This window comes from Robiginitalea aestuariiviva, from assembly GCF_029537735.1.
Classification (GTDB): Bacteria; Bacteroidota; Bacteroidia; order Flavobacteriales; family Flavobacteriaceae; genus Robiginitalea; species Robiginitalea aestuariiviva.
In genome coordinates this window covers 224,017-245,904 of record NZ_JARPUQ010000001.1, presented here as the reverse complement: position 1 = coordinate 245,904, position 21,888 = coordinate 224,017, and the positions used below count along the sequence as shown (strand labels likewise).

23 protein-coding genes are annotated in these 21,888 nt (G+C 55.7%); 18 read left to right on the top strand and 5 right to left on the bottom strand.

Going from position 1 to position 21,888, the window contains the following annotated elements; genetic code table 11:
• The first annotated feature begins 6 nt into the window (after positions 1 to 6).
• From metF to OZ410_RS01140, 7 genes are all read left to right on the top strand, one after another.
• Positions 7 to 957 (top strand): methylenetetrahydrofolate reductase [NAD(P)H], encoded by a 951-nt coding sequence (gene metF, locus OZ410_RS01170; RefSeq protein WP_277706081.1) that lies wholly within the window; start codon positions 7 to 9, stop codon positions 955 to 957.
• 41 nt (positions 958 to 998) lie between these two features.
• The gene (locus OZ410_RS01165) at positions 999 to 2,093 is read left to right on the top strand and encodes an acyloxyacyl hydrolase (protein WP_277706080.1); all 1,095 of its coding nucleotides are present in this window, start codon (positions 999 to 1,001) and stop codon (positions 2,091 to 2,093) included.
• Entirely contained in the window at positions 2,090 to 2,848 is a 759-nt protein-coding gene (locus tag OZ410_RS01160; protein WP_277706079.1) for a head GIN domain-containing protein, read from the top strand. The genes OZ410_RS01165 and OZ410_RS01160 overlap by 4 nt, the downstream gene beginning before the upstream one ends.
• Complete coding sequence (locus OZ410_RS01155; RefSeq protein WP_277706078.1) at positions 2,845 to 3,921, top strand: serine hydrolase domain-containing protein; 1,077 nt, start codon at positions 2,845 to 2,847, stop codon at positions 3,919 to 3,921. The genes OZ410_RS01160 and OZ410_RS01155 overlap by 4 nt, the downstream gene beginning before the upstream one ends.
• A 238-nt stretch (positions 3,922 to 4,159) precedes the next feature.
• A complete protein-coding gene (locus tag OZ410_RS01150; RefSeq protein ID WP_277706077.1) occupies positions 4,160 to 4,861 on the top strand; it encodes an SIMPL domain-containing protein in 702 nt (233 codons plus the stop codon).
• Positions 4,862 to 4,958: 97 nt separating this feature from the next.
• Positions 4,959 to 5,723, top strand: coding sequence for an SOS response-associated peptidase (locus OZ410_RS01145; RefSeq protein ID WP_277706076.1), 765 nt, complete (start codon positions 4,959 to 4,961; stop codon positions 5,721 to 5,723).
• A 72-nt stretch (positions 5,724 to 5,795) separates the two neighbouring features.
• Entirely contained in the window at positions 5,796 to 6,506 is a 711-nt protein-coding gene (locus tag OZ410_RS01140; protein ID WP_277706075.1) for an SIMPL domain-containing protein, read from the top strand.
• A gap of 3 nt (positions 6,507 to 6,509) precedes the next feature.
• Here OZ410_RS01140 and gldA read toward each other — a convergent pair whose 3' ends face one another.
• Complete coding sequence (gene gldA, locus OZ410_RS01135; RefSeq protein WP_277706074.1) at positions 6,510 to 7,418, bottom strand: gliding motility-associated ABC transporter ATP-binding subunit GldA; 909 nt, start codon at positions 7,416 to 7,418, stop codon at positions 6,510 to 6,512.
• Between the two features lie 359 nt (positions 7,419 to 7,777).
• Here gldA and OZ410_RS01130 point away from each other — a divergent pair, with 359 nt between their 5' ends.
• Genes OZ410_RS01130 through OZ410_RS01115 form a run of 4 tightly spaced genes read left to right on the top strand, consistent with a single transcriptional unit; the run spans position 7,778 to position 11,738 of the window.
• On the top strand, positions 7,778 to 8,608 hold the full coding sequence (locus OZ410_RS01130) for a prephenate dehydratase (RefSeq protein WP_277706073.1): 831 nt from the start codon (positions 7,778 to 7,780) through the stop codon (positions 8,606 to 8,608).
• On the top strand, positions 8,605 to 9,789 hold the full coding sequence (locus OZ410_RS01125; RefSeq protein WP_277706072.1) for a pyridoxal phosphate-dependent aminotransferase: 1,185 nt from the start codon (positions 8,605 to 8,607) through the stop codon (positions 9,787 to 9,789). The genes OZ410_RS01130 and OZ410_RS01125 overlap by 4 nt, the downstream gene beginning before the upstream one ends.
• Positions 9,786 to 10,652, top strand: a complete 867-nt coding sequence (locus OZ410_RS01120) for a prephenate dehydrogenase (protein ID WP_277706071.1) — start codon at positions 9,786 to 9,788, stop codon at positions 10,650 to 10,652. The genes OZ410_RS01125 and OZ410_RS01120 overlap by 4 nt, the downstream gene beginning before the upstream one ends.
• A gap of 3 nt (positions 10,653 to 10,655) precedes the next feature.
• Positions 10,656 to 11,738 carry a bifunctional 3-deoxy-7-phosphoheptulonate synthase/chorismate mutase type II gene (locus tag OZ410_RS01115; protein ID WP_277706070.1) on the top strand — a complete coding sequence of 361 codons (1,083 nt, stop codon included), beginning with the start codon at positions 10,656 to 10,658 and terminating at the stop codon, positions 11,736 to 11,738.
• A 75-nt stretch (positions 11,739 to 11,813) separates the two neighbouring features.
• On the opposite strand, the gene OZ410_RS01110 is transcribed toward OZ410_RS01115, so the two are convergent.
• On the bottom strand, positions 11,814 to 12,464 hold the full coding sequence (locus OZ410_RS01110) for a hypothetical protein (RefSeq protein WP_277706069.1): 651 nt from the start codon (positions 12,462 to 12,464) through the stop codon (positions 11,814 to 11,816).
• A gap of 145 nt (positions 12,465 to 12,609) precedes the next feature.
• On the opposite strand from OZ410_RS01110, the gene OZ410_RS01105 reads away from it, so the two are divergent.
• Positions 12,610 to 13,287 (top strand): head GIN domain-containing protein, encoded by a 678-nt coding sequence (locus OZ410_RS01105; protein ID WP_277706068.1) that lies wholly within the window; start codon positions 12,610 to 12,612, stop codon positions 13,285 to 13,287.
• 65 nt (positions 13,288 to 13,352) lie between these two features.
• Here the strand turns inward: OZ410_RS01105 and OZ410_RS01100 are convergent, their stop codons facing one another.
• Positions 13,353 to 13,793 (bottom strand): hypothetical protein, encoded by a 441-nt coding sequence (locus OZ410_RS01100; RefSeq protein WP_277706067.1) that lies wholly within the window; start codon positions 13,791 to 13,793, stop codon positions 13,353 to 13,355.
• An 87-nt stretch (positions 13,794 to 13,880) separates the two neighbouring features.
• On the opposite strand from OZ410_RS01100, the gene rsgA reads away from it, so the two are divergent.
• The 6 genes from rsgA (at position 13,881) to OZ410_RS01070 (ending at position 20,890) form a co-directional block, all read left to right on the top strand.
• The gene (gene rsgA / locus OZ410_RS01095) at positions 13,881 to 14,810 is read left to right on the top strand and encodes a ribosome small subunit-dependent GTPase A (RefSeq protein ID WP_277706066.1); all 930 of its coding nucleotides are present in this window, start codon (positions 13,881 to 13,883) and stop codon (positions 14,808 to 14,810) included.
• 10 nt (positions 14,811 to 14,820) lie between these two features.
• Positions 14,821 to 15,273, top strand: coding sequence for a D-aminoacyl-tRNA deacylase (gene dtd, locus OZ410_RS01090; RefSeq protein ID WP_277706065.1), 453 nt, complete (start codon positions 14,821 to 14,823; stop codon positions 15,271 to 15,273).
• A 78-nt stretch (positions 15,274 to 15,351) separates the two neighbouring features.
• The gene (locus tag OZ410_RS01085; RefSeq protein WP_277706064.1) at positions 15,352 to 17,283 is read left to right on the top strand and encodes a DUF3857 domain-containing transglutaminase family protein; all 1,932 of its coding nucleotides are present in this window, start codon (positions 15,352 to 15,354) and stop codon (positions 17,281 to 17,283) included.
• A gap of 5 nt (positions 17,284 to 17,288) precedes the next feature.
• Complete coding sequence (locus OZ410_RS01080) at positions 17,289 to 19,331, top strand: transglutaminase domain-containing protein (protein WP_277706063.1); 2,043 nt, start codon at positions 17,289 to 17,291, stop codon at positions 19,329 to 19,331.
• A complete protein-coding gene (locus OZ410_RS01075; protein WP_277706062.1) occupies positions 19,297 to 19,623 on the top strand; it encodes a nucleotide pyrophosphohydrolase in 327 nt (108 codons plus the stop codon). Before OZ410_RS01080 ends, OZ410_RS01075 begins: the two co-directional genes overlap by 35 nt.
• Positions 19,624 to 19,660: 37 nt before the next feature.
• The gene (locus OZ410_RS01070; RefSeq protein ID WP_277706061.1) at positions 19,661 to 20,890 is read left to right on the top strand and encodes a 3-phosphoshikimate 1-carboxyvinyltransferase; all 1,230 of its coding nucleotides are present in this window, start codon (positions 19,661 to 19,663) and stop codon (positions 20,888 to 20,890) included.
• 79 nt (positions 20,891 to 20,969) lie between these two features.
• Here OZ410_RS01070 and OZ410_RS01065 read toward each other — a convergent pair whose 3' ends face one another.
• Together OZ410_RS01065 and OZ410_RS01060 are read right to left on the bottom strand one after the other, a co-directional pair.
• The gene (locus OZ410_RS01065; protein WP_277706060.1) at positions 20,970 to 21,323 is read right to left on the bottom strand and encodes a VOC family protein; all 354 of its coding nucleotides are present in this window, start codon (positions 21,321 to 21,323) and stop codon (positions 20,970 to 20,972) included.
• A 19-nt stretch (positions 21,324 to 21,342) separates the two neighbouring features.
• Positions 21,343 to 21,807, bottom strand: a complete 465-nt coding sequence (locus OZ410_RS01060; RefSeq protein WP_277706059.1) for an META domain-containing protein — start codon at positions 21,805 to 21,807, stop codon at positions 21,343 to 21,345.
• Positions 21,808 to 21,888: the final 81 nt, after the last annotated feature.

Here is a 21,888-nt window from a genome sequence, read left to right as displayed (position 1 = left end):
CATGTCATGAAAGTCACCCAGCATATACAAGCGGCCAAGGAAACCCAGTTTTCCTTTGAAGTGATCCCTCCGGTGAAGGGGAAGAACATCGAAGAGCTCTACAGCAATATTGACCCACTTATGGAGTTTAACCCCCCCTTTATTGATGTTACGACCTCCCGGGAGGAATACGTCTTTATTGACCGGGACGGGCTGTTCGACAAAAAGGTGACCCGGATGCGCCCGGGTACCCTGGGCATCTGCGCCGCCATTATGCACAAATATAATGTGGATACCATCCCCCATGTACTTTGCGGCGGGTTTACCCGGGAAGAAACGGAATACCTGCTGGTGGATTGCCAGTACCTGGGCATCGACAATGTGATGGCCCTTAGGGGAGATGCCATGAAAGGGCAAAAGTATTTTGAACCCACCCAGGGAGGGCATACCTATGCCTCCGAACTGGTATCCCAGATTGCGGACCTGAACCAGGGGAATTACCTCCACGACGTGGTGGAAACCAACAATACCCCGGACTTCTGTATTGGCGTGGCAGGGTACCCGGAAAAGCACATGGAGGCCCCCTCCCTGCGCACCGACCTGAAGTGGCTGAAGCACAAGGTAGACCTGGGAGCGGATTACATCGTGACCCAAATGTTTTTCGACAACCAGAAATTCTTTGAATTCACCCGTCAGTGCCGGGAAGCCGGTATTGCGGTTCCCATTATACCGGGCATCAAGCCCATTGCCGTGAAGAAGCACCTGCAATTGCTGCCCCAGGTATTCCGTACGGACCTGCCCGAAGCGCTTATTGAGGCGGTAGAAGCCTGTAAGGATAATGCTGCCGTACGCCAGGTGGGCATCGAATGGGCCATTGAGCAATCCCGGGAACTGAAAGCCGCAGGGGTACCCGTACTCCATTATTACTCCATGGGGAAATCCGACAACATCAAGGCCATTGCGCAGGCCGTCTTCTGATACCGCTACCTGTGGAATAAAAAGAAGTACCTTTGCCCTGCATGAGCCGCGGATATTTCCTACTTGTTTTCGGCCTCCTTTGTGTAACCTCATTAAAGGCACAGGGAGAATCCCCTTCCCGGACCCTGGATGTCAGCCCGTTTTACGGGTCCATCCTGTTGCACAACCCCGACATTTCCCACCTGATCCAGGGGCATCCCGCCGGGCTTATCCTGGGGTGGAATACCCAAACCTTCGGGGCAGAAGACTGGCAGGGCCGGTTTAATTACCCGGATACCGGGGTTTCCTTCATCTACCAACACATGGCCGATGAGACCCTGGGCGACAATCTGGGGCTGTACCTGCACTATAATTTTTATTTTCTCCAGCGGCGCCTGCAATTGCGCATAGGCCAGGGGGTGGCTTACAATACCAACCCCTACGATGCCGAAGATAATTTTAGGAACAATGCCTACGGCAGCCACCTGCTCAGTTCCACCTACCTGATGCTGCAGTATTACCGGGAACGCCTCTGGGGACCCTGGGGGGTTAGGGCCGGCCTGGCGCTGGTGCATTATTCGAATGCCAATGTGCGGGCGCCCAATACCTCCACCAATACTTTCGGGCTTACCGCCGGGGTGCTGTATAACCTGGACCAGGTGGAGCGCCCCTACCTGCCGCCTTCTGAAACGTTTGGGGGAGAACCCCTGCGGCTGAACCTGGTATTCCGGGGCGGGGTGAACGAGAGCGATATTGTGGGGTCAGGCCAATTTCCATTCTACATCCTCTCGGCCTATGCAGACAAACGCCTGGGCCGATTCAGTGCCTTGCAACTGGGGACAGACCTGTATTTTTCCAATTTCCTGAAGGAGCTGATCCGCTATCAGGCGGCCGCCTTTCCGGAATTGGAGGTTTCCCCGGATGCGGACTACAAACGCGCCGGGATATTCCTGGGCCACGAGTTGTTTGTCAACAATCTGAGCGTGGTTACCCAGCTGGGTTATTATGTGTATTACCCCTTTGATTTTGAGGGGCGGGTCTATAACCGAATTGGGATGAAACGGTATTTCGGCTCCCGATGGTTTGCGGCCATTACCCTGAAATCCCATGCCGCCAAGGCAGAGGCTTTGGAAATCGGAATAGGTATTCGCTTATGAAAAAGATATTTTACCTCCTGATGCTGGCCTTGTGCCTGCCCTATGGCTGCGGGAAAAATACCCCCGACTGTTTCCAGGGTGCCGGGGATCCGGTAGCGCAGGTCTGGGACCTGCCGCCTTTTGACCGAATTGTGGTGTACGAGCGCATCCGCCTGGTGGTCCGCCAGGGCGATGTGCAGGAAGTGCGCCTGGAAAGCGGCAAAAACCTGTTGCCTGAAATTAGTGCGGCGGTGGTGGATGGCACCCTTGAACTGCGCAATGAAAATGCCTGTAACCTTTTTCGCCCGTACGGGGAGACAACCTTTTACGTAACCGTGCCGGAATTACAGGAAATCCGAAGCAGTACCGGCCTACCCATAGAAAGCGCAGGCCCGCTGAACTTCAGTAACCTTAGCCTGGTTTCCGAGAGTTTCAACAACCCGGCTACCGCTACCACAGATGGAACCTTTGACCTGGAATTTTCCGGGGGGCGGGTGAGTGTGGTGGCCAATGGCATCGCCTATTTCCAGCTGCGCGGGGCCGTGGATTTCCTGGGGGTTACCGTGGCTGCCGGGGACTCCCGGGTAGAAGCGGCCGGCTTACAGGCTGCGACCGTTCGGGTTAGCCACCGGGGCAGCAATGCCGTGGAGGTCTTTCCCACCACCCGCATTGAAGGGCAGATTCGCGGCTATGGCGATGTGCGCAGCTATAACCGCCCGCCCGAGGTGGAGGTAACCGAATTGTTCCGCGGCAGGCTCGTATTTGTTGGGGAATGATGAAAGGGTTCTGGGAGCGGATATTGCCTTTTTTTGGTGTGGCTGCCGGGCCGCGGGAAGCGCCATTGCCCGGGCCCGCCCCGGAAGTGGATGCCATGCTGGCCGCCCTGCCGCCGGGCGGGCATGTTCCAGGATTGGCCATTGGGGTATGCCGGGGGAACCGCCCCCCGGTTTTTAAGGGGTATGGCCTGGCAAACCTGGAGGAAGGCCTCCCGGTAGATCCGGAACACACGGTTTTTCGGATAGCCAGCGTGTCCAAACCCATTACCGCCACAGCCCTGGCCCGCCTGGTGGGGCAGGGGATCCTTTCCCTGGACGATCCCCTTGCCCGCTATGTACCGGAATACCCCCAGACAGGTATCACCCTTCGGCATCTGGCGGCCCATACCGCGGGTTTGCGCGCTTACCGGGGCAAGGAATACGCCCTGAACCGCCCCATGTCCATTGCCCAGGGGTTAGAGGTATTCCGGGATGACCCCCTGGAATTTGAGCCGGGAACCGGGTTTAATTACAACAGTTTCGATTTTGTCCTGCTGTCCCTGGCCATGGAGCGGGCAGCCGGACTTCCCTTTGAGCGGCTGGTGGAACAGGAAGTGCTGCGCCCCCTGGGGATGGAGCATACCACCCCGGAGGACCCTGTCTATCCCGTAGCGGGCCAGGCCGGATTCTACACCCGGAGCCGGGCAGGCTTTCGCAGGGCCCTAGAAGTAGACAACCGCTATAAACTGGCCGGGGGCGGGTATTTGTCTACCGTTGCAGACCTTTGCCGCCTGGGGAAGGCCTACCTTCAGGGAGCTGCCATTCCCGAAGACCTCAAAGCTGATTTTCTGCAATCCCAGGAGGTAGGAGGAAATCCCACATGGTACGGGCTGGGATGGCAGGTAAGCCGGGATGCGGCTGGCCGTGCATATTACGGGCATGTTGGCAACGGAGTAGGCGGCTACAGTAACTTCTATGTGTATCCGGAGTACCAGACCGCAATTGGTATCCTGGTGAATTGTACCGACCCCGGGATACAGGCGTATCTGGATATGGTGATCGATCGGATCCTGGAGGATCCGGATGGGGCATAAGGGCTGTTTCTTTTTTCCGGTAATGGGCCTTTTTATTAACGTTGTTGGGGAAGGGGTCCCCCCGCCCTCCCACCCAATTTCAAAATAACCTTCCGCCCTGCAACTCCCCAGCAGTTTTACGCTTCCAGATACCCCTTGGCAAAATCAAAGGTAGTTTTGGCGCATCTGGGTTCGGATTTAGCAAGGCGATCCTGTACCTTTAAACCTCCGATACAAACGGAACCGAAACGACATCCCTATGAAAAAGTACATCCTCTCCCTCCTGACCCTGGCAGCCCTGACTACGGGTTTTGCCCAAAACAAGAATTTTCTGGATACCCCCTTCCTGGAAACCCAGGCGTCTGCAGATTCCCTGGTTACCCCGGACCGCATTTACCTGGCCATCCAGCTTCAGGAAGCAGATGCCAAGGACCGGGTCTCCCTGGAAAAACTGGAAACCCGCATGGTCCGCGCCCTTGAAAAATGCGATATCGATACCGGAAAACAGCTGACCATGTCCGGCCTTTCCAGCAATTTTCAGTCCTATTTCCTGAAGGGGCAAAAAGTGCTCAAACAAAAGGGCTTTGAACTCCTGGTATACGACGCCGCCACCGCGGGTTGCGTGCTATACGAACTGGAACAACTGGGGGTTTCCAATGTGCGGATGCAGCGGTCGGAATACTCCAAAATGGAGCAGTTGCAGACCGAACTCAAGGCCCTGGCCGTACTGAAAGCCCGCAACCTGGCCGAGATCATGGCCGGGGCCGTAGAGCAAAAGGTCGGGAAGGCGGTTTATATTTCCGATAGCGGGAACTATGGTCCGGTCTATGGCCCGGTCATGGCCATGCGCGCCGCCTCCGATGATATGGGCAGGGAAAAATCTTCCTACGAAGCCATTGATGCCGAGTTTCGCAAGATCAAAGTGGAGGTAAACGTACAGGTGAAGTTCCTGTTGGAGTAGGAGCCTTAGCCTGAAGGCCGGCTGCTTGCGGGTTGCAGGCAAAACCGGTAAATTGTTATCCGGGGCGGGGATCGTCCCCGCCCATTTACACCCACCCATGTGCTACGACATCAAAGCCAGTAAGACGGCCCAGCTGAAACGGGCCCTGCATCGGGGCGATGCCGAGGCTGCGGCCGAGATCCGGGAATCTTTGCTGCCGCAAACGGACCTGCCCCTGTTTCACGCTTCGGGCTTCAGCCACCCCAGGATGCTGATCTATACGGACCAGCAACCAGATTTCCCCTGCGTGGCCACCTGGGGCCTGGTGCCCCATTGGGTACGGGACCACGCCCAGCAGCAGAAACTCTGGAACCAGACCCTGAACGCCCGGGGGGAGACCGTGTTCGAAAAGCCCTCCTTCCGCACCGCGGCCCGGAACCATCGCTGCCTGCTTTATGTGGATGGGTTCTACGAACACCACCACCACGGGGGGAAGGCGTATCCGTATTTCATTTACCCCGCAGACGGGGAGCCCATGGCCCTGGCCTGCCTGTACAGTGACTGGGCCAATCCCGAAACCGGGGAAATCCTGACCACCTTCAGTATAGTAACCACGGAGGGTAACCCTATGATGGCGCGCATCCACAACAACCCCAAACTGGCGGGCCCCCGCATGCCCCTGATCCTGCCGGAAAACAGAGTAGACCAGTGGCTGGAACCCATACGGGAACCTGCAGACCAGCAGGCGATTGAGGGCCTGATCCGGTCCTTCCCGGAGGAGGGTCTGAAAGCCCATACGGTGGGTCGCCTTCGCGGGAAAGCCTACACGGGAAATGTCCCCGAAGTAAGCGACAAGGTGGTTTACCCTGAATTGGAGGGGTGAGAGATCCGGGAGGCCCTTTGGGCGCGTAGATAAAAGTGAACCTGCCGGTGCCCCGGCCCTGATATTTTTCCAATGAAATCCACATTCGTACTTCCCGCCTTGTTTTTAGCCCTGGGCCTGACCCTGGGCGGTTATTTTATCGGCAACACCTACCTGAAAGGCAAGCAATGGGACCGCCTGGTAAGCGTGAAGGGGTTGTCCGAACGGGAAGTGCCGGCAGACCTGGCCGTATGGCCCATCAATATTGTCCTGACCGGAAATGACCTGCAAACCCTGCAGGGGCGGATCAGCCGGCAGAACGAACAGGTTTATACCTTTTTTATGGACCAGGGTTTTGACACCACAGAGGTGCGGATGGGGGTGGTGAACATCAGCGATGCCCAGGCCAATATCTATAACAACAATGCGCAATATGCGGTGAACCGCTACCTGGCCAAATCTGAAATTACCGTGCGCACTACGGATATCCCCAAATTGCAGCAAGCCCTCAATGCCAGCCTGCAACTGCTGTCGGAAGGGATCCTCTTTGCTTCCAAAAACGAATGGCAGCCCGTGGAGTACATCTTCACCGGGCTCAATTCCCTGAAACCCGAAATGATTGAAGAAGCCACGCGCAATGCCCGGGAGGTTGCGGCCAAATTTGCCCGGGATTCCGGGAGCCAGGTGGGGCCCATACGCGCTGCCCGCCAGGGGATTTTTACCATAGAAAACCTGGACGCCAATTCCCCCCACATCAAAAAGATCCGGGTGGTTTCCACCATCGATTACCAGTTGGTCGACTAAATTCTACAGGGTTTCCCCGGCCGTGGTGAGTTCCGTAAAGAGGCTCTCCAGGTTCCGGGTTTTACGGGAGAGCTGCAGGGTTTTCAGCTCATTATCGTGGGCAAAATCAAAGACGGCCGGCCGCATGTCCACGGAGGTGGAAAAGTGGATTTCATACACAAATCCCCCGGTGTTGCGCACCTGGGCCACGTGGTCCAGTCGCTGCAGCAGGGCTTCTTCCACCCGGTAGTCAAATTCCACTTCAATCACCTGGGTTTCCCCTTCCCGCAGGGCCTCCAGGGTGGTGTCCGCCACCAGTTGTCCTTTGTTGATGATCAATACCCGGTCGCAAACCGCCTCCACTTCCTTCATAATATGGGTAGAGAGCAAAATGGTCTTGTCCTTGGCAATATCCCGGATCAGTTTGCGGATTTCCAGGAGTTGGTTGGGGTCCAGGCCGGTGGTGGGTTCGTCCAGGATCAGTACTTCGGGGTCGTGCAGCAGGGCGGCCGCCAGCCCCACCCGCTGCCGGTATCCTTTGGAAAGCTGCCCGATCTTTTTTCGGGCTTCGGGGTGCAGGCCGGTTTGTCCGATCACGGCTTCCACGCGATCCTTGCCCACCCCGAATACGCGGCGGCAAAAATTCAGGTATTCCCGCACATAAAGGTCCAGGTACAGAGGATTGTGTTCGGGGAGGTAGCCCAGGCTCCGCTGTACGTCCCTGGGATTGGCTACCACGTCATAGCCGTTTACGGCGGCACTACCCGAGTCTGCCTGGTAGTAGGTGGTAAGGATTTTCATCAGGGTGGATTTCCCGGCGCCGTTGGGACCCAGAAAACCGACAACTTCCCCTTTTTCGATGGAAAAACTCACCTGGTCCAGAGCCTTTTGGGCCCCGAAGGATTTACTGATTTGCGAAACGCGGATGGACATATGCCGGGTTTTTGGTAAAAATACACAAAGCCCGGGAAAGCCTGCCCCGGGATTTGAAGAGTTCGGATTTCATAAAGAATGGTAAAAATGGCTTTTGATTTCGCAACGAAAGTTCCCATTCCTCTTTTTTTTTGAAAAATGTTGGCAGAAGTATCGGAAATTCAATTTAATATTTACCTTAGGCGCCAGATAAGACACCTATGCGTCCGACTTTCTTTTATAGCGGTTTGTATTTCTACTTCTTTTTTAAAAGGGGTACGGGACCGTTGTAGTTGGTATGCAACCAGATATCACAGGGTCCCGTTTCAAACGGGACTTTTTTTTTAGGCCTGCGGCAGGCCGCTGAAACAAAACAGAAGATGAAGCCATTGCGCGTAGCCATTCAGGGAGTACTGGGGTCCAACCACCACAAGGTGGCCTCGGAGTATTTCAGCCGCGAGATCGAGCTGGTGGAATGCCTGTCCTTTCACGGTATGGTCGATACCCTTATGGAGGGCCGGGCAGACAAGGCCGTGATGGCCATCGAGAACTCCATTGCGGGCTCCATTATCCCCAACTATGCCCTGGTCTGCGAGAACGGCCTGCACATCATTGGGGAACACTACCTGAACGTACACCACAACCTGATGGCCCTGCCTGGGCAGCAGCTTTCCGACCTGCGGGAGGTTCGCAGCCATCCTATGGCCCTGTTGCAGTGCCGGGAGTACCTGAAAACCCTGCCGCAGGTAAAACTGGTAGAGGATGTGGACACGGCCGAAACCGCCCGGAATATCCGTCAGAATGGCCTGGAGGGGATTGCAGCCATAGCCCCGGAAATTGCCGCAGAACTCTACGACCTGGATATCCTGGCCCGTGAAATCCAGACCATAAAAAACAATGCCACCCGCTTTATTGTCCTGAAGACCATAAACAAGGAATTGCCCAGGGCCGAAATTAACAAGGCTTCCGTGCGTTTCCTCACGGACCACAAACGCGGCAGCCTGGCCACGGTGCTTAACGTGATGAGCGACTGCAACCTGAACCTGACCAAAATCCAGTCCCTGCCCGTCATTGAAACCCCCTGGAAGTATTCCTTCTTTGTGGACGTGACCTTTGAGGCGTATGATTCCTTTGAAAAGGCAAAAGCACTTCTGCAGATCATGACCGAAGATTTCCGGGTACTGGGCGAATACAAAAATGCAAGGCAATGATACAGGAAGCCGAAAGACTCCAGCACGTAAAGGAGTACTATTTCTCCACCAAACTCCGGGAAGTCCGGGGCATGATGGCCCAGGGCCACCCGGTGATCAATATGGGTATCGGCAGCCCGGACCTGGCCCCGGCCCCGGAGGTACTGCACACCTTGCGGGAGGCGGTGGACCATGCCGGCGCGCACCAGTACCAAAGCTACCAGGGCCTGCCCGAACTGCGGCAAACCATTGCGGCCTTTTACGCCAGTAAATTCGGGGTGGACCTGAACCCGGATACGGAAATTCTCCCCCTGATGGGCTCCAAAGAGGGGATCATGCACATCAGCATGGCCTTCCTGAACCCCGGGGACAGGGTCCTGATCCCAAACCCCGGGTATCCTACCTATGCCTCGGTTACGCGCCTGGTGGGCGCCCATCCGGAATTCTATACCCTAAGTGAGTCCCACGGTTGGTTCCCGGACCTGGAAGCGCTGGAAGCCGCCGGGCTCGATGGGGTCAAACTTATGTGGATCAGCTATCCGCACATGCCTACCGGAGCCCGTGCCTCGAGGGAGCAACTGGAAGCTCTGGTGGCTTTTGCCCGCCGCCACAACATCCTGCTGGTGAATGACAACCCCTACAGTTTTGTGCTGAGCCGGGAGCGCCTGAGCATCCTGGAGGCCGATGCAGACAGCGGGCATGTACTGGAACTCAACTCCCTGAGCAAGACCTTTAACATGGCCGGCTGGCGGGTGGGGATGGTCCTGGGGGCCGCCCCCCTGATTGCCTCCGTGCTCAAGGTGAAAAGCAATATGGATTCCGGGATGTTTTACGGGATACAGAAAGGGGCGGTAGCCGCCATGAAAAGCGGGCCGCAGTGGTTTGACCGCCTGGATGCGGTGTATGGGAGCCGGCGAAAGGCCATGTATGAGCTGGCCGACCTGCTGGGCTGCCGGTACGATCCACAGGCGGTAGGGATGTTTGTCTGGGCCCGCTTACCGGAAGGAAGCCCGGATGCCGAAACCTATATTGACCACCTGCTGCACCGGCACTATATCTTCATTGCCCCGGGCACCATTTTCGGGGACGCCGGGGAAGGCTATGTGCGATTTTCCCTCTGCGTGCCGGAGGAGCGGATCCGGGAGGCTATTGACCGCCTGGCCGGGGCCGGGGTCAAAACCCAAAAAAACAACAAAGCATGAATGCAGTCATTCTGGGCATAGGACTTATTGGGGGATCCCTGGCCAGGGACATCCGCATGGCGGTTCCCGGGGCGCGGATACTGGGGCAGGACCGCAACCCGGACCACCTTGCCAAGGCCATCGCCCTGAAGCTCGTGGACGGGGAGGCCGGCGCGGAAGACCTGCAAGCGGCCGACCTGGTGGTGGTGAGTATCCCGGTGAACCACATTACGGAAACCCTGCCCGGCCTGCTGGATGCGGTAGGCGAGCACACCCTTGTGGTCGATGCCGGCTCTACCAAGGTGCCCATCTGCCGGGCGGTAGCCGGGCACCCCAAACGCCGTAACTTCCTGGCATGCCACCCCATTGCGGGAACGGAATTTACCGGGCCGGAAGCAGCGGTATCAGGGTTGTTCCACGGCAAGGTCAACATCATTTGCGAAGTGGAACAAACCGCCTTCCAAATCCAGGAACGCGCCCTGGAACTCTTCGGGAAGATCGGGATGCGCATCCGCTACATGAACCCCGAGGCTCACGACCGGCATATCGCCTATGTTTCCCACCTCTCACACATCAGCTCCTTTATGTTGGGGAAAACGGTGATCGAGAAGGAAAAGAATGAACGCGATATTTTCGATATGGCGGGGAGTGGTTTTGAAAGCACGGTTCGCCTGGCCAAGAGTTCCCCGGCCATGTGGACCCCCATATTTGAGCAGAATAAGGAAAACGTATTGGAAACCCTGGATGAATACATTGCCAACCTCCGGGATTTCCGCGATAAATTAGCGGCCGATCAGTACGAGGCCCTCTACCGGGAGATGGACCATACCAACCGCATCCGGGACATTTTAAAAGGAATACCATTGAACAATAAAGCAGACTAGATTATGGAAAATTCGAAGCAAATGCGCAAATGGCTGGACGATATGGGCCTGTCGCACCCCCTGGTGATTGCAGGGCCCTGTAGCGCGGAGACCGAACAGCAGGTGATGGCCATTGCACACCAGCTCAAGGATACGGACGTGAATTACTACCGGGCCGGGATCTGGAAACCCCGGACCCGCCCCGGAAACTTTGAAGGGGTAGGGGCCATTGGCCTGAAGTGGTTACAAAAGGTGAAGGCCGAAACCGGCCTGAAAACGGCCACCGAAGTAGCCAACAAGGCCCATGTGGACCTGGCCCTGGAGCACGACATTGACCTGTTGTGGATTGGAGCGCGTTCTACCGTGAGCCCGTTTATTGTGCAGGAGATTGCCGATGCCCTGGAGGGAACGGACAAAATTGTCCTGATCAAAAACCCCGTAAACCCGGACCTTTCCCTCTGGCTGGGGGCCGTGGAGCGGCTATACTCCGCCAACATCAAGAACCTGGGAGTGATCCACCGCGGGTTTTCCACCTACCAGAAAACCAAATACCGGAATATCCCGGAATGGCAGCTGGCCATTGAATTGCAGACCCGCTTCCCGGACCTGCCTCTGATCAATGACCCCTCCCACATTACAGGCCGTCGGGACCTGATCTTCGATGTGTCCCAGACTGCCCTGGATCTGAATTTTGACGGGCTGATGATCGAGACCCATACGGATCCGGACAACGCCTGGAGCGATGCCGCCCAGCAGGTTACCCCGGAGCGCCTGGTACAGATTATGCAAGACCTCAGGATCCGGAAGGAATCGGACGAGGAAGCCGAATACAACAGCAAGCTCAGCAACCTGCGGGCCCAGATCGATGTGATCGACAACCAGCTGATTGAGATCCTGGGCAAGCGGATGCAAATCTCCGATGCCATCGGGGGCCTGAAAAAGCAGCGTAACGTGGCCGTGCTCCAGACCGGTCGCTGGAATGCCATTTTGGGCAGTATGATCCTGGAGGGGGAAAGCCATGGACTGAGCGAGGAGTTTGTCCTGCGGATGTTCAAGGCCATCCACCAGGAATCCATTAACCACCAGGAAAAAGTCATCAAGTCCTGACGGAACAACAGGTGCCAAAAAAGGAAAGCCCGGGAGGAATCCCGGGCTTTTTTTATTAGGTAAGGCGTTTAGCGCCTACTCCGAATTTTTGGTGTAAGCCAGCCGCCTGGAGGCCTTCCGCATCAGGATATTCACCAGGTCATCCGGGCTGCTGCCAATGCTGCCGCGCACTTTCTTGTTGTAGTTCCAGAGCAGTACCCCGTCTGCTGCGTTGTGCACGCTCATATTGATGATGGCATTGTTGGTGGCGCCCCAGAAGCCCACCAGCAGGCCCAGGGCTACGGAAGCCCCCTCAGACATGGGTTTGTCCGTTTCATAATCCCCGGAAATCACGGCATCCACCTCCAGGAGGTTGGCCAGTTCCTGGGGCGTATACTCCAGGATGTTGTCATAGTCGATGTCCGATTTCGCAAGGATGGCATTGGTGGTGCGCGGGTCCTGGAGCTCCAGGGTTTGCAGGCTGCCGCGTTTTTTGCGCTTCAGGAACCAGGAATACATGGCACTCTGGATACCTTCCCCTTCGGAGCGTTCCAGCCGATCGAGTTGTTCGTCCGTCATATCCTTCATTTGTTTCGGGCGCAGTTTCACCTGGGTTTTAAAAGGCACAATGGCAATGATGCGGTGCCCCTGTGCGATCTGGTCAAAATCCGGATTTTCGTAAAGGCTGGTTTGTGAAAGTGAAAGGAAAGGGCTGCAAAGCAGTAACAGGAAAATTTTTTTCATCATGGGTAATTCTTGTTTCTAGTGATTTTTCTTTGGTTTGACGTACAGGGGAAACTGCTCCCAAAATAGGTTAAATTTTGATAGGGGAAATAAACTGTAACAAATAGGTTCTAAAGTCTTCTTTACAAGAGAACACAAAACGAACCTCATGAAATATTTTCTGACCTTCTGCTTTATTTGGGCCCTGGCCCCCCTGGCTATGGCCCAGCGCACCATTGACCGCGAAGTGGGCGCCTTCCATGAAATCAAGGTATTCGACCTGATTGAAGTCAACCTGATCCGTTCCGACCAGAACCGTATCCTGATCAAAGGGGAAAATACGGAAGACATCCAGTTTGTGAACCGGGACGGTGTCCTGAAACTCCGGATGGAACTGGATCGCAAGTTTACCGGGGAGGATACTTTTATTGAAGTCTATTACACGGACCTGGAAGTCATAGACGCCAATGAAGGGGCCCGGGTGGTTTGCAATGAACTCCTGGAGCAGGACCGCATTGAACTGCGCGCCCAGGAAGGGGCCCGCATTGAAATCGGGATGCAGGTACGCCATGCAGACATCCGCGCGGTTACCGGTGGAATAGTGCAGGCCAGCGGCCTGGCGACCAGCCAGGTGATCCGGATCAATACGGGCGGAATCTTCGAGGGACGCGAATTGCGTACAGATTCCAGCGATATCCGGGTATCTGCCGGGGGGGAAGCCGAATTATATGCCTCCGAACGGGTGGATATCGAGATCCGCGCCGGGGGGGATGTAGTGGTATACGGTAACCCAGCTCAGGTTACCAAGGATCGCATCTTTGGCGGGCGGATTTATATTCGGGATTGATTCGAAATCCGTAAAGTATTAAAAAGCCCCGGAAAGTTCACGGGGCTTTTTTATTGAGAAATATGCTATTTCCGGAATATATAACGGGTAATAAATATGCCCTGACCATCACCTTTCCCGCCATCGCTTTCCACTGCGCTGGTAACAAAGGCAAGTTCCCAGCCGTTGGCTACCATGTCGTTGATCATGGATGAGAGCAAAGCGTCATTGGCGGCAATATTTTGAAAACGGATACCTGTCAGGTTAAAAAAGTTGAGCAATTTGGTTTCCTCAAAATTTTTCACCCGGATTTCGCCCCGGTCTGATTTGTTCCGGGTGTTGTCTTCTTCGGTTTGCACGCTGGTGAATTCCTGATAGTCCTTTTCCTCCATGGCGTTAATGATACGGGAACGCCCAAGGCCGTTTGGCACAATGGATTCCACACTGGTAATCACTTTGTAGGTCTGCGCCTGAACAGCCAGAGCTGGGGCCAGTAATAGCATGGCGAGTAATGCAATGTTTTTCATAAGGATTGTTTTTAAGTTATCGACTATACCGGTCTTTCCTGTAATGTTACGGTATTATCCGTAATTTGCGAAGCGCCAAGAAAACCAATGCAGGGAACCGTATATAAATCTACCGGAAGCTGGTACCAGGTAAAAGCCGAGGATGGGCAACGCTACGATTGCCGCATCAAGGGAAAATTCCGCATACAGGACATCAAAAGCACCAACCCCATTGCCGTGGGTGACCAGGTAAAGTTCCGCCTGGAATCCGTGGCGGGGGAAAACGTGGGGCAAATCGAGGAAATCCTGCCCCGTAAGAATTACATGGTACGCAAGGCGGTAAAGCTCTCCAAGCAGACCCATATCATCGCGGCCAATATTGACCAGGTTTTCCTGCTGATCACCCTGGAAAACCCCACCACCTTTACCGTTTTTATCGACCGTTTCCTGGCCACGGCCGAGGCCTATGGCATCCCTAGTGTGTTGTTATTCAACAAGGCGGATACCTTTGACTCGGTTTCCGGGGAGGCCACCCACCACCTGATGGACCTCTATGCCGGCATCGGGTATACCTGCCTGGAGATTTCCGCTAAAACCGGCGTAGGCACAGACCAGGTGGCAGCACTCATGAAGGGGAAGACCTCCATGTTTGCCGGGCATTCAGGGGTGGGAAAATCCACCCTGATCAACCGGATTGCCCCGGAGTTGCAGCTGCGCACTATGGAAACCTCCGAACAACACCGGCAGGGGCAGCATACCACCACCTTTGCCGAGATGTACGACCTGTCCTTTGACGCCCGCATTATCGATACCCCCGGGATTAAAGGGTTTGGCCTGGTCGATATGGAGAAGGAGGAAATCGGGGATTACTTCCCGGAATTCTTTGCCCTGAAATCCGAGTGCAAGTTTAACAACTGCCTGCATGTGGACGAACCCAAATGTGCCGTAAAACAGGCCCTGGAGGAGGGGCGCATAGCCGAGAGCCGGTACCACTCCTACCTGCAAATCCTCCTGGGGGAAGACGAAACCTACCGCTAAGCTGCGAATTATGAGAGCTGTAATCCAACGTGTACTGGAAGCGTCTGTGACCGTGGAAGGCCAGCGGGTGGCCGAGATAGGTCCCGGGTTGTTGGTGTTACTTGGCGTAGAGGTGGGCGACACGCCGGAGGAAGCCGAATGGCTGGCCCATAAGGTGGCCCATATGCGAATTTTCAACGATGCCGAAGGGGTGATGAACCGCTCCCTGCTGGACACGGGCGGGCAGGCCATTGCCGTGAGCCAGTTCACTTTGCTGGCTGCTACCAAAAAAGGGCACCGCCCTTCCTATATCCGGGCGGCCCGCCCCGGGGAAGCGGTTCCCCTCTACACCCGCTTTGTGGAACAATTGTCCGGTTTACTGGGCAAACCGGTAGGGGAAGGGGTATTCGGGGCCGACATGAAAGTAGCCCTGACCAATGACGGCCCCGTAACCATTACCATGGATAGCCGGCGGCGGGAATAGGATTTTTATCGAAAAAGATTCCGTTTTTGTAAGAAATGTTCCATATTTAGGAGCAAGACCAGCCGCGATTACCCATTAATGAACCGAATTTTTACGTTCCTCCCCGGGATTTTCCTCTTGTTTGCCTCCCTGGGCCAGGCCCAGGAATCCCGATACCAGGCCGTGTTGATCCCGGATGACCTGAAGGCCCAGGCCGATGCCGTGGTGCGGTATGAAAAAATGACCGTGAAGCTGCGGGACCTCTTTCGCATGGAGGTGGACATGGAACGGGCCGTTACCGTATTCAACAGCCGGGGCGACCGGCACGCCCGGGCTGTAGTGGGCTACAACGACAGCCGTAAAATCCGGGATATTGAAGCCGTGGAATACGATGCCATGGGCCGGGAAAACCGGAAATTCAGGCAACGGGATTTCATGGATGTAAGTGCAGTGGACGGGGGTACCCTGTATTCGGATTCGCGCAGCCTGTACCTGGACCACACCCCGGTTTCCTATCCGTACACCCTGGTAGTCCGGTATACGGTGGAAAATGAGAACACGGCCCCGTTGCCCAACTGGTATTTCCTTAGCGGTTACCGGGTGAGTACCCAGGAAAGCCATTTTGAATTGCGATACGACCGGCCGGACCTGGTGCCTGAAGTGCGGGAGGTATTACTGGAGGGATATGAGATTGAAAAGGAAACCTTTTTCAACGGGTTTCGCTATTCCGGGCGCAACATTCCGGCCATGCGGGACGAAAGCATGAGCCCCCCCTTTTCTGAGGTGGTACCCAAAGTGATGGTACGCCCCCTGCATTTTGGTTACGAAGGCATAGAAGGGCAGGTAGATACCTGGGAAGATGTGGGTCGGTGGATGTACACGCATATGCTGCAGGGGCGGGATGCCCTGCCCGAAAGCACCAGGAATGAAGTATTGCATTTGGTGGCCGATACCCGGGATACCCTGGAGCGGGCGCGCCGTATCTATCGGTATGTTCAGGAAAATACGCGCTACATCAGCGTACAGGTGGGCATAGGGGGGATCCGACCCATCAGTGCCCTGGAGGTGGATCGCGTGAAATACGGGGATTGTAAGGGACTGTCTAATTATACGCGGGCTTTACTTAGCGCCGTAGGGGTCCCCTCCTATTACGTCCATGTGGAAGCCGGGTCCTATAAATCCGATTTTGAACCCGGGTTTGCCGACCTATCCCAGGGGAACCACGTGATTTTGGCCATCCCGCAGGGCGGGAAGCTGCATTGGGTGGATTGTACTTCCCAGACCATCCCTTTTGGGTTTCTGGGCGATTTTACGGACGACCGCCTGGTACACCTGATTGACGAAAACGGGGGGCGCCTGGTGCGAACCCCCTCTTATAAGGGCCTGCAGAACGGGCAGGTGACCAGGGCCCGCCTGGCCCTGAGCGCGGAAGGTGCCCTGCAGGGGGAGGTGGAAATCCGCGCCACGGGCACCCAGTACGATTCCCAGTATGGCCTGGAAGACCTTGGAGCAATCGACCAGCTTTCTTACTACCGCAGGCGCTGGGGTTATCTGGAGAATCTGGAGGTGTCCGGCCTGGCTTATGAAAATGATAAAGACGCCGTGCAGTTTACCCAGCGTATGGACATTGAAACGGGCCAGTACGCCAAAAAAGCAGGGGATCGCCTGCTTTTTGCTCCCAATGCCCTGAACCGCCTGAACCTGGTGCCGGACCGCCACCGGGATCGCAAACTCCCTTTTATGGTGCAACGCGGTTTTGAAGACCAGGAAGCCTATGAGATAGCGCTTCCCAAAGGATATCGACCGGAAGCCCTTCCGGGGGAGACGGCCTTTGAAACCCCTTTTGGCCACTACCGGTTGCAGGTGTCCTATGAGCCGGAATCCCATAGCGTCTCCTACCAGCGCAAGGTATTGCTGCAGGCTGGGGAGTATGCCCCGGACCAATATGACGCCTACCGGGATTTCTGCCGGAAAATAAGCCGCTCGGACCGGTTGCAAATGATTTTGATAGAATCCGATACCACCAAATAACCACCATGAAATACCTGACTACCTTCATCGCCCTTATAACGGGGTCCCTCCTATGGGCCCAGGATGTGAAATTCGGCAAAGTGGACGAGGCCCTGGTGGCCCGTACCGCAGACCCGGCAGCCGCCTCTGTAGCTGCTTCCGTGGTGTACCGGAATGTCTACATCTATTACAAATACATCGAAAATGACGGCTTCCACCAGTTCCGGGAGGTGCACGAGCGCGTTAAAATCTACACCAAGGATGGCTACGATTATGCCACGGTAAGCGAATCCCTGTACCGCAATGGGGGAGATAAGGAAGGCATGAGTTCTATCAAAGGGGCCACCTACAACCTGGTAGACGGCAAGGTAGTCGAGGACAAACTCCGTAAAAGCGACCAGTTCAGCGAGGAGGTTAACGATTACTATGAGCGCGCAAAATTCACCATGCCCAATGTGCGTGAAGGGAGCGTGATTGAATACAGCTACACGGTGCATTCCCCCTTTGCCTACAGCATAGACGAAATCGAGATGCAGTATGACATCCCGATCGAGTTTCAGGAAGTGCGGGTGGAAATCCCGGAGTATATCGTTTTTAAGCCCCAATTCAAGGGCTACCTGCTGTTGCAGCCCGAATACGGCAAGCGCAGCGGCAAGATTAATTTTACTTATAAGGATACGGGGCGTTACGATGATCGGACCCAAGGTTTTCAATCCGGGGCAGTGGATTACCAGATCAACACCATTTCCTATGAGATGAAGGATGTACCGGCACTGGTGGAAGAGCCCTTTGTGAATGATATGGACAACTACCGCTCTGCCGTGAATTATGAACTCTTGTATGTGCAGTACCCCGAAAGCCCCAGGGAGAATTTCAGCACCACCTGGGACCAGGTGGTGGAGCGCATCTACCAGAACGACAATTTCGGGTACCAGCTTAACCGTTCCAACTACTTTAAGAAATCCCTGGAGCAGCTGGTGGGGGGCGAAACCGATCCGATCAAGAAGTTGTCTGCCATCTTTTTCCATGTACAGCAGCATATGAACTGGAACGGCTTGTACGGGTATGTCACAGACCAGGGCGTGCGCAAGGCATACGAAGAACAGACCGGGAATGTAGGCGACATTAACCTGATGCTGGTGGCCATGCTCCGGGAGGCCGGCCTGGATGCCCGCCCCGTGCTGCTGAGTACCCGCGACCACGGCGTACCCAGCCTCCCCACCCAAAGGGGTTTTAACTATGTAGTGGCCCAGGTGGTCCTGGACCAGGGCTATGTACTGATGGATGCCACCAGTAAATACACCAAGCCCAACCTGCTGCCGGTACGCGCCCTGAACTGGTTTGGGCGTTCCGTTTCCGAAGACGGGCGTTCGCGCAGCCTTTCCGTATTTCCCAACGCCCCATCCAAACGCGTCCATTTTGTGAACTTCCAACTGGATGCAGACGGGCAGGTAAGTGGTAAACTGCGTACCCAGTACACCGATTACCGGGCGTATAACTTCCGGAGTCAGTACGGGGTTATGGAAGAGGAAGAATACCTGGAAAACTATGAGAACCGGTATGAGGGTATGGAAATCATCTCTTACGACCGCAAGAATGCCAATGTTATCGGGAAAGCCATTGCCGAACAGATCGAATTCGAAATGGAAGAGCCCCTGGCCATTACCGGCGACAAAATTTTCTTCAGTCCCCTGTTGCACCTTTCCTCGGACGAAAATCCCTTTAAGCGGGAATCCCGGGAATACCCGGTGGATTTTGCCTTCCCCTGGCAGGAGCGGTATAATGTCAATATAGCCCTGCCCGAAGGATATGAGGTTACCTCCCTGCCCGAATCTGCCGCCATGACCCTGCCGGACGAGGTGGGGGGCTTTAGCTATCATATTGGGCAGAATGGGCATTCCCTGCAAATGGTGGTGGAACTGAGTATTAACCAGGCGGTGGTGCCGGCTACGTACTACCCCGGCCTGCGGGAATTGTTCAAAAATTTTGTGCAGAAACAATCGGAACAAGTAGTTTTGACAAAAACAGGTTCCGATGGAAATCAAGAACGCACAGGAGGCCGTAGATAATTGGATCAAAGCCCATGGGGTACGTTACTTCAACGAGCTTACCAATATGGCCCAGCTCACCGAGGAGGTGGGGGAGGTGGCCCGGATCATCGCCCGGCGCTACGGGGAACAAAGTGAAAAGCCCTCGGATAAGGATAAAGACCTGGGCGAGGAACTGGCCGATGTGGTCTTTGTGGTCCTCTGCCTGGCCAACCAGACCGGCATTGACCTGGAGGCCGCCTTTGCCCGCAAACTCGAGCTTAAAACCCGCCGCGACCACGATAGGCACCAGCAAAACGAAAAGCTGAAATAGCCTATCTTTGGCCCTTACCCAACCAAAAACAAAGGCTTTGGACATTAAGCTTACCGGCCCCCGCAAAGAGCAACTGGAGTGTGAAATCAACATAACGGGTTCCAAAAGTGAATCCAACCGCCTGCTGCTGCTGCAAGCCCTGTACCCTAACCTGCAAATTGAGAACCTGTCTAATTCGGACGATGCCCGTGTTATGGAGTTGGGCCGTTCGCGCCGCGAAGGGATAGTAGATATCCACCATGCCGGCACGGCCATGCGCTTCCTCACAGCTTATTTTGCCAGTCGGGAGGGGGTAGAGGTTACCCTGACCGGTTCTGCCCGTATGAAGCAGCGGCCTATCCGTATTCTGGTAGATGCCCTGCGCGCCCTGGGTGCGCGGATCGAATACCTGGAGGCGGAAGGGTGTCCGCCCCTGAAGATTTCCGGGCAGCGGCTGCAACAAAATGCCGTTACCCTGCCTGCCGACGTAAGCAGCCAGTATATCTCGGCCTTATTGCTGGTGGGGGCTTCCCTGCCCAATGGCCTGGAGCTCACCCTTCAGGGGACCATTACTTCGGTCCCGTATATCCGCATGACCCTGGGGCTGTTGAGCAGCCTGGGGATCCCCAATCGCTTCGAGGGCAACCGGATCCGGGTAGAACCGGTGGCCTCGCTGCACGCTCAAAAATGCGTGGTGGAATCCGACTGGAGTTCGGCTTCTTATTATTTCAGCATTGTGGCCCTGGCCGAAACCGGAAGCCGCATCCGCTTACGCGCCTATCGGAAGGATTCCCTGCAGGGAGACAGCGTATTGCCGGAGCTGTTTGCCCCCCTGGGGGTGTCCACCCGTTTTGAAAATGATTATATGGAGTTGGTACGCACGGGAGACCCGACCGTGCCTGTGCTGGAGGCCAACCTGATTGAAGCCCCCGACCTGGCCCAGACCCTGGCTGCCTGTTGTTTCGGACTGGGGTTGGGCTGCGAACTCACTGGCCTGCATACCCTGAAGATCAAGGAGACGGACCGGCTGGTGGCTTTGGAAAATGAACTCACCAAACTGGGGGCCGAAATCCGGGTAACGGACCACTCCCTCCACCTGCAGCCCAGCCGCCGTATTGTACCCATGCAGCGCATTGGCACCTATAATGACCACCGCATGGCCATGGCCTTTGCCCCCCTGGCCCTGAAAACGGACCTGATCATTGAAGATGCCGGGGTGGTATCGAAGTCCTATCCGGATTTTTGGGAAGATCTGGCCCTGCTCCATTTCCACGCAGAACCCCTGTAACCGCCTGCCGGGAGGGATCAACCTGCAGGTGCAAGGCCTATGCAGGGCGTGGCCTTATTTTCCCCCCGGGGAGGGGGCGTCAAATGGCCGCTGGGTCTTCCGACCACACTGCCAGCATGTTTCCCGCCGGGTCCCGGAAATGGAAGCGCTGCCCCCCGGGAAAGGAGAAGGTTGGGACCGTGATTTCGCCTCCTGCTGCCCTTATTTTATTCTGTACAATCTCCAGGTTGTTGTGGTAGAGGACAACCAGTACCCCATCCGCTACCGGTTCCTTGCTCAGGCGAAACCCGCCGGAAACCCCGCTTTCTTCAAAGGCGGTATACTCCGGCCCGTAATCGGTGAAGACCCACCCGAAACACGAATGGTAAAATGTTTTGGTAGCCTCCAGATCTGGTGCCGGGAATTCGATGTAGTCAATATGGTTGTTGGTCATGGGGTTCCGATTAGCGAGTTTACTGGGGCTGGTCCACGGCCTGAGGGGCAAATACCAGCAGGAGGGAATCCCCTTGTTGCAGAAAGAGTTTGCCGTTTGGGGTAATGCCCCAGCGATCTATCTGCTGCAGCGCATTCTTAAAGTGGCGTTCGCCCTCCCCGCAGTACATCAGGGTTGCCGGGTCCGGGGGGCCGAAGGATAAGCGGGACCCTTCCAGCCGGTATGGGGCCGAGTACCCGTTGCAGCCACTGTTGCCCGCGACTTTCCCGGAGTCTTCTTCAAAACGGAGGTAGGGTTTTTGGCCGGGGAACAACGCGGCGATTTCCAGGGCCTGCCCGGGCATGTTCTCCAGCAACCAGACTGTACCGGTGAGGGGTACAGAAACGGCCTCGCGGCTGCTGCCGCAGGCGAAAGCCAGGTAAAGCAAGGGCAAAAGCAGCCAAACCAGCCCGGACCGTATGGGTTTTAAATGGGGATTGCACATAGCTTAAAGATAGGGAATGCCCCGAAAGCCAAGAAGCGCCCCCGGGGTTTTTATGCAAGTGATTTTCAGTTTATCCGCTCA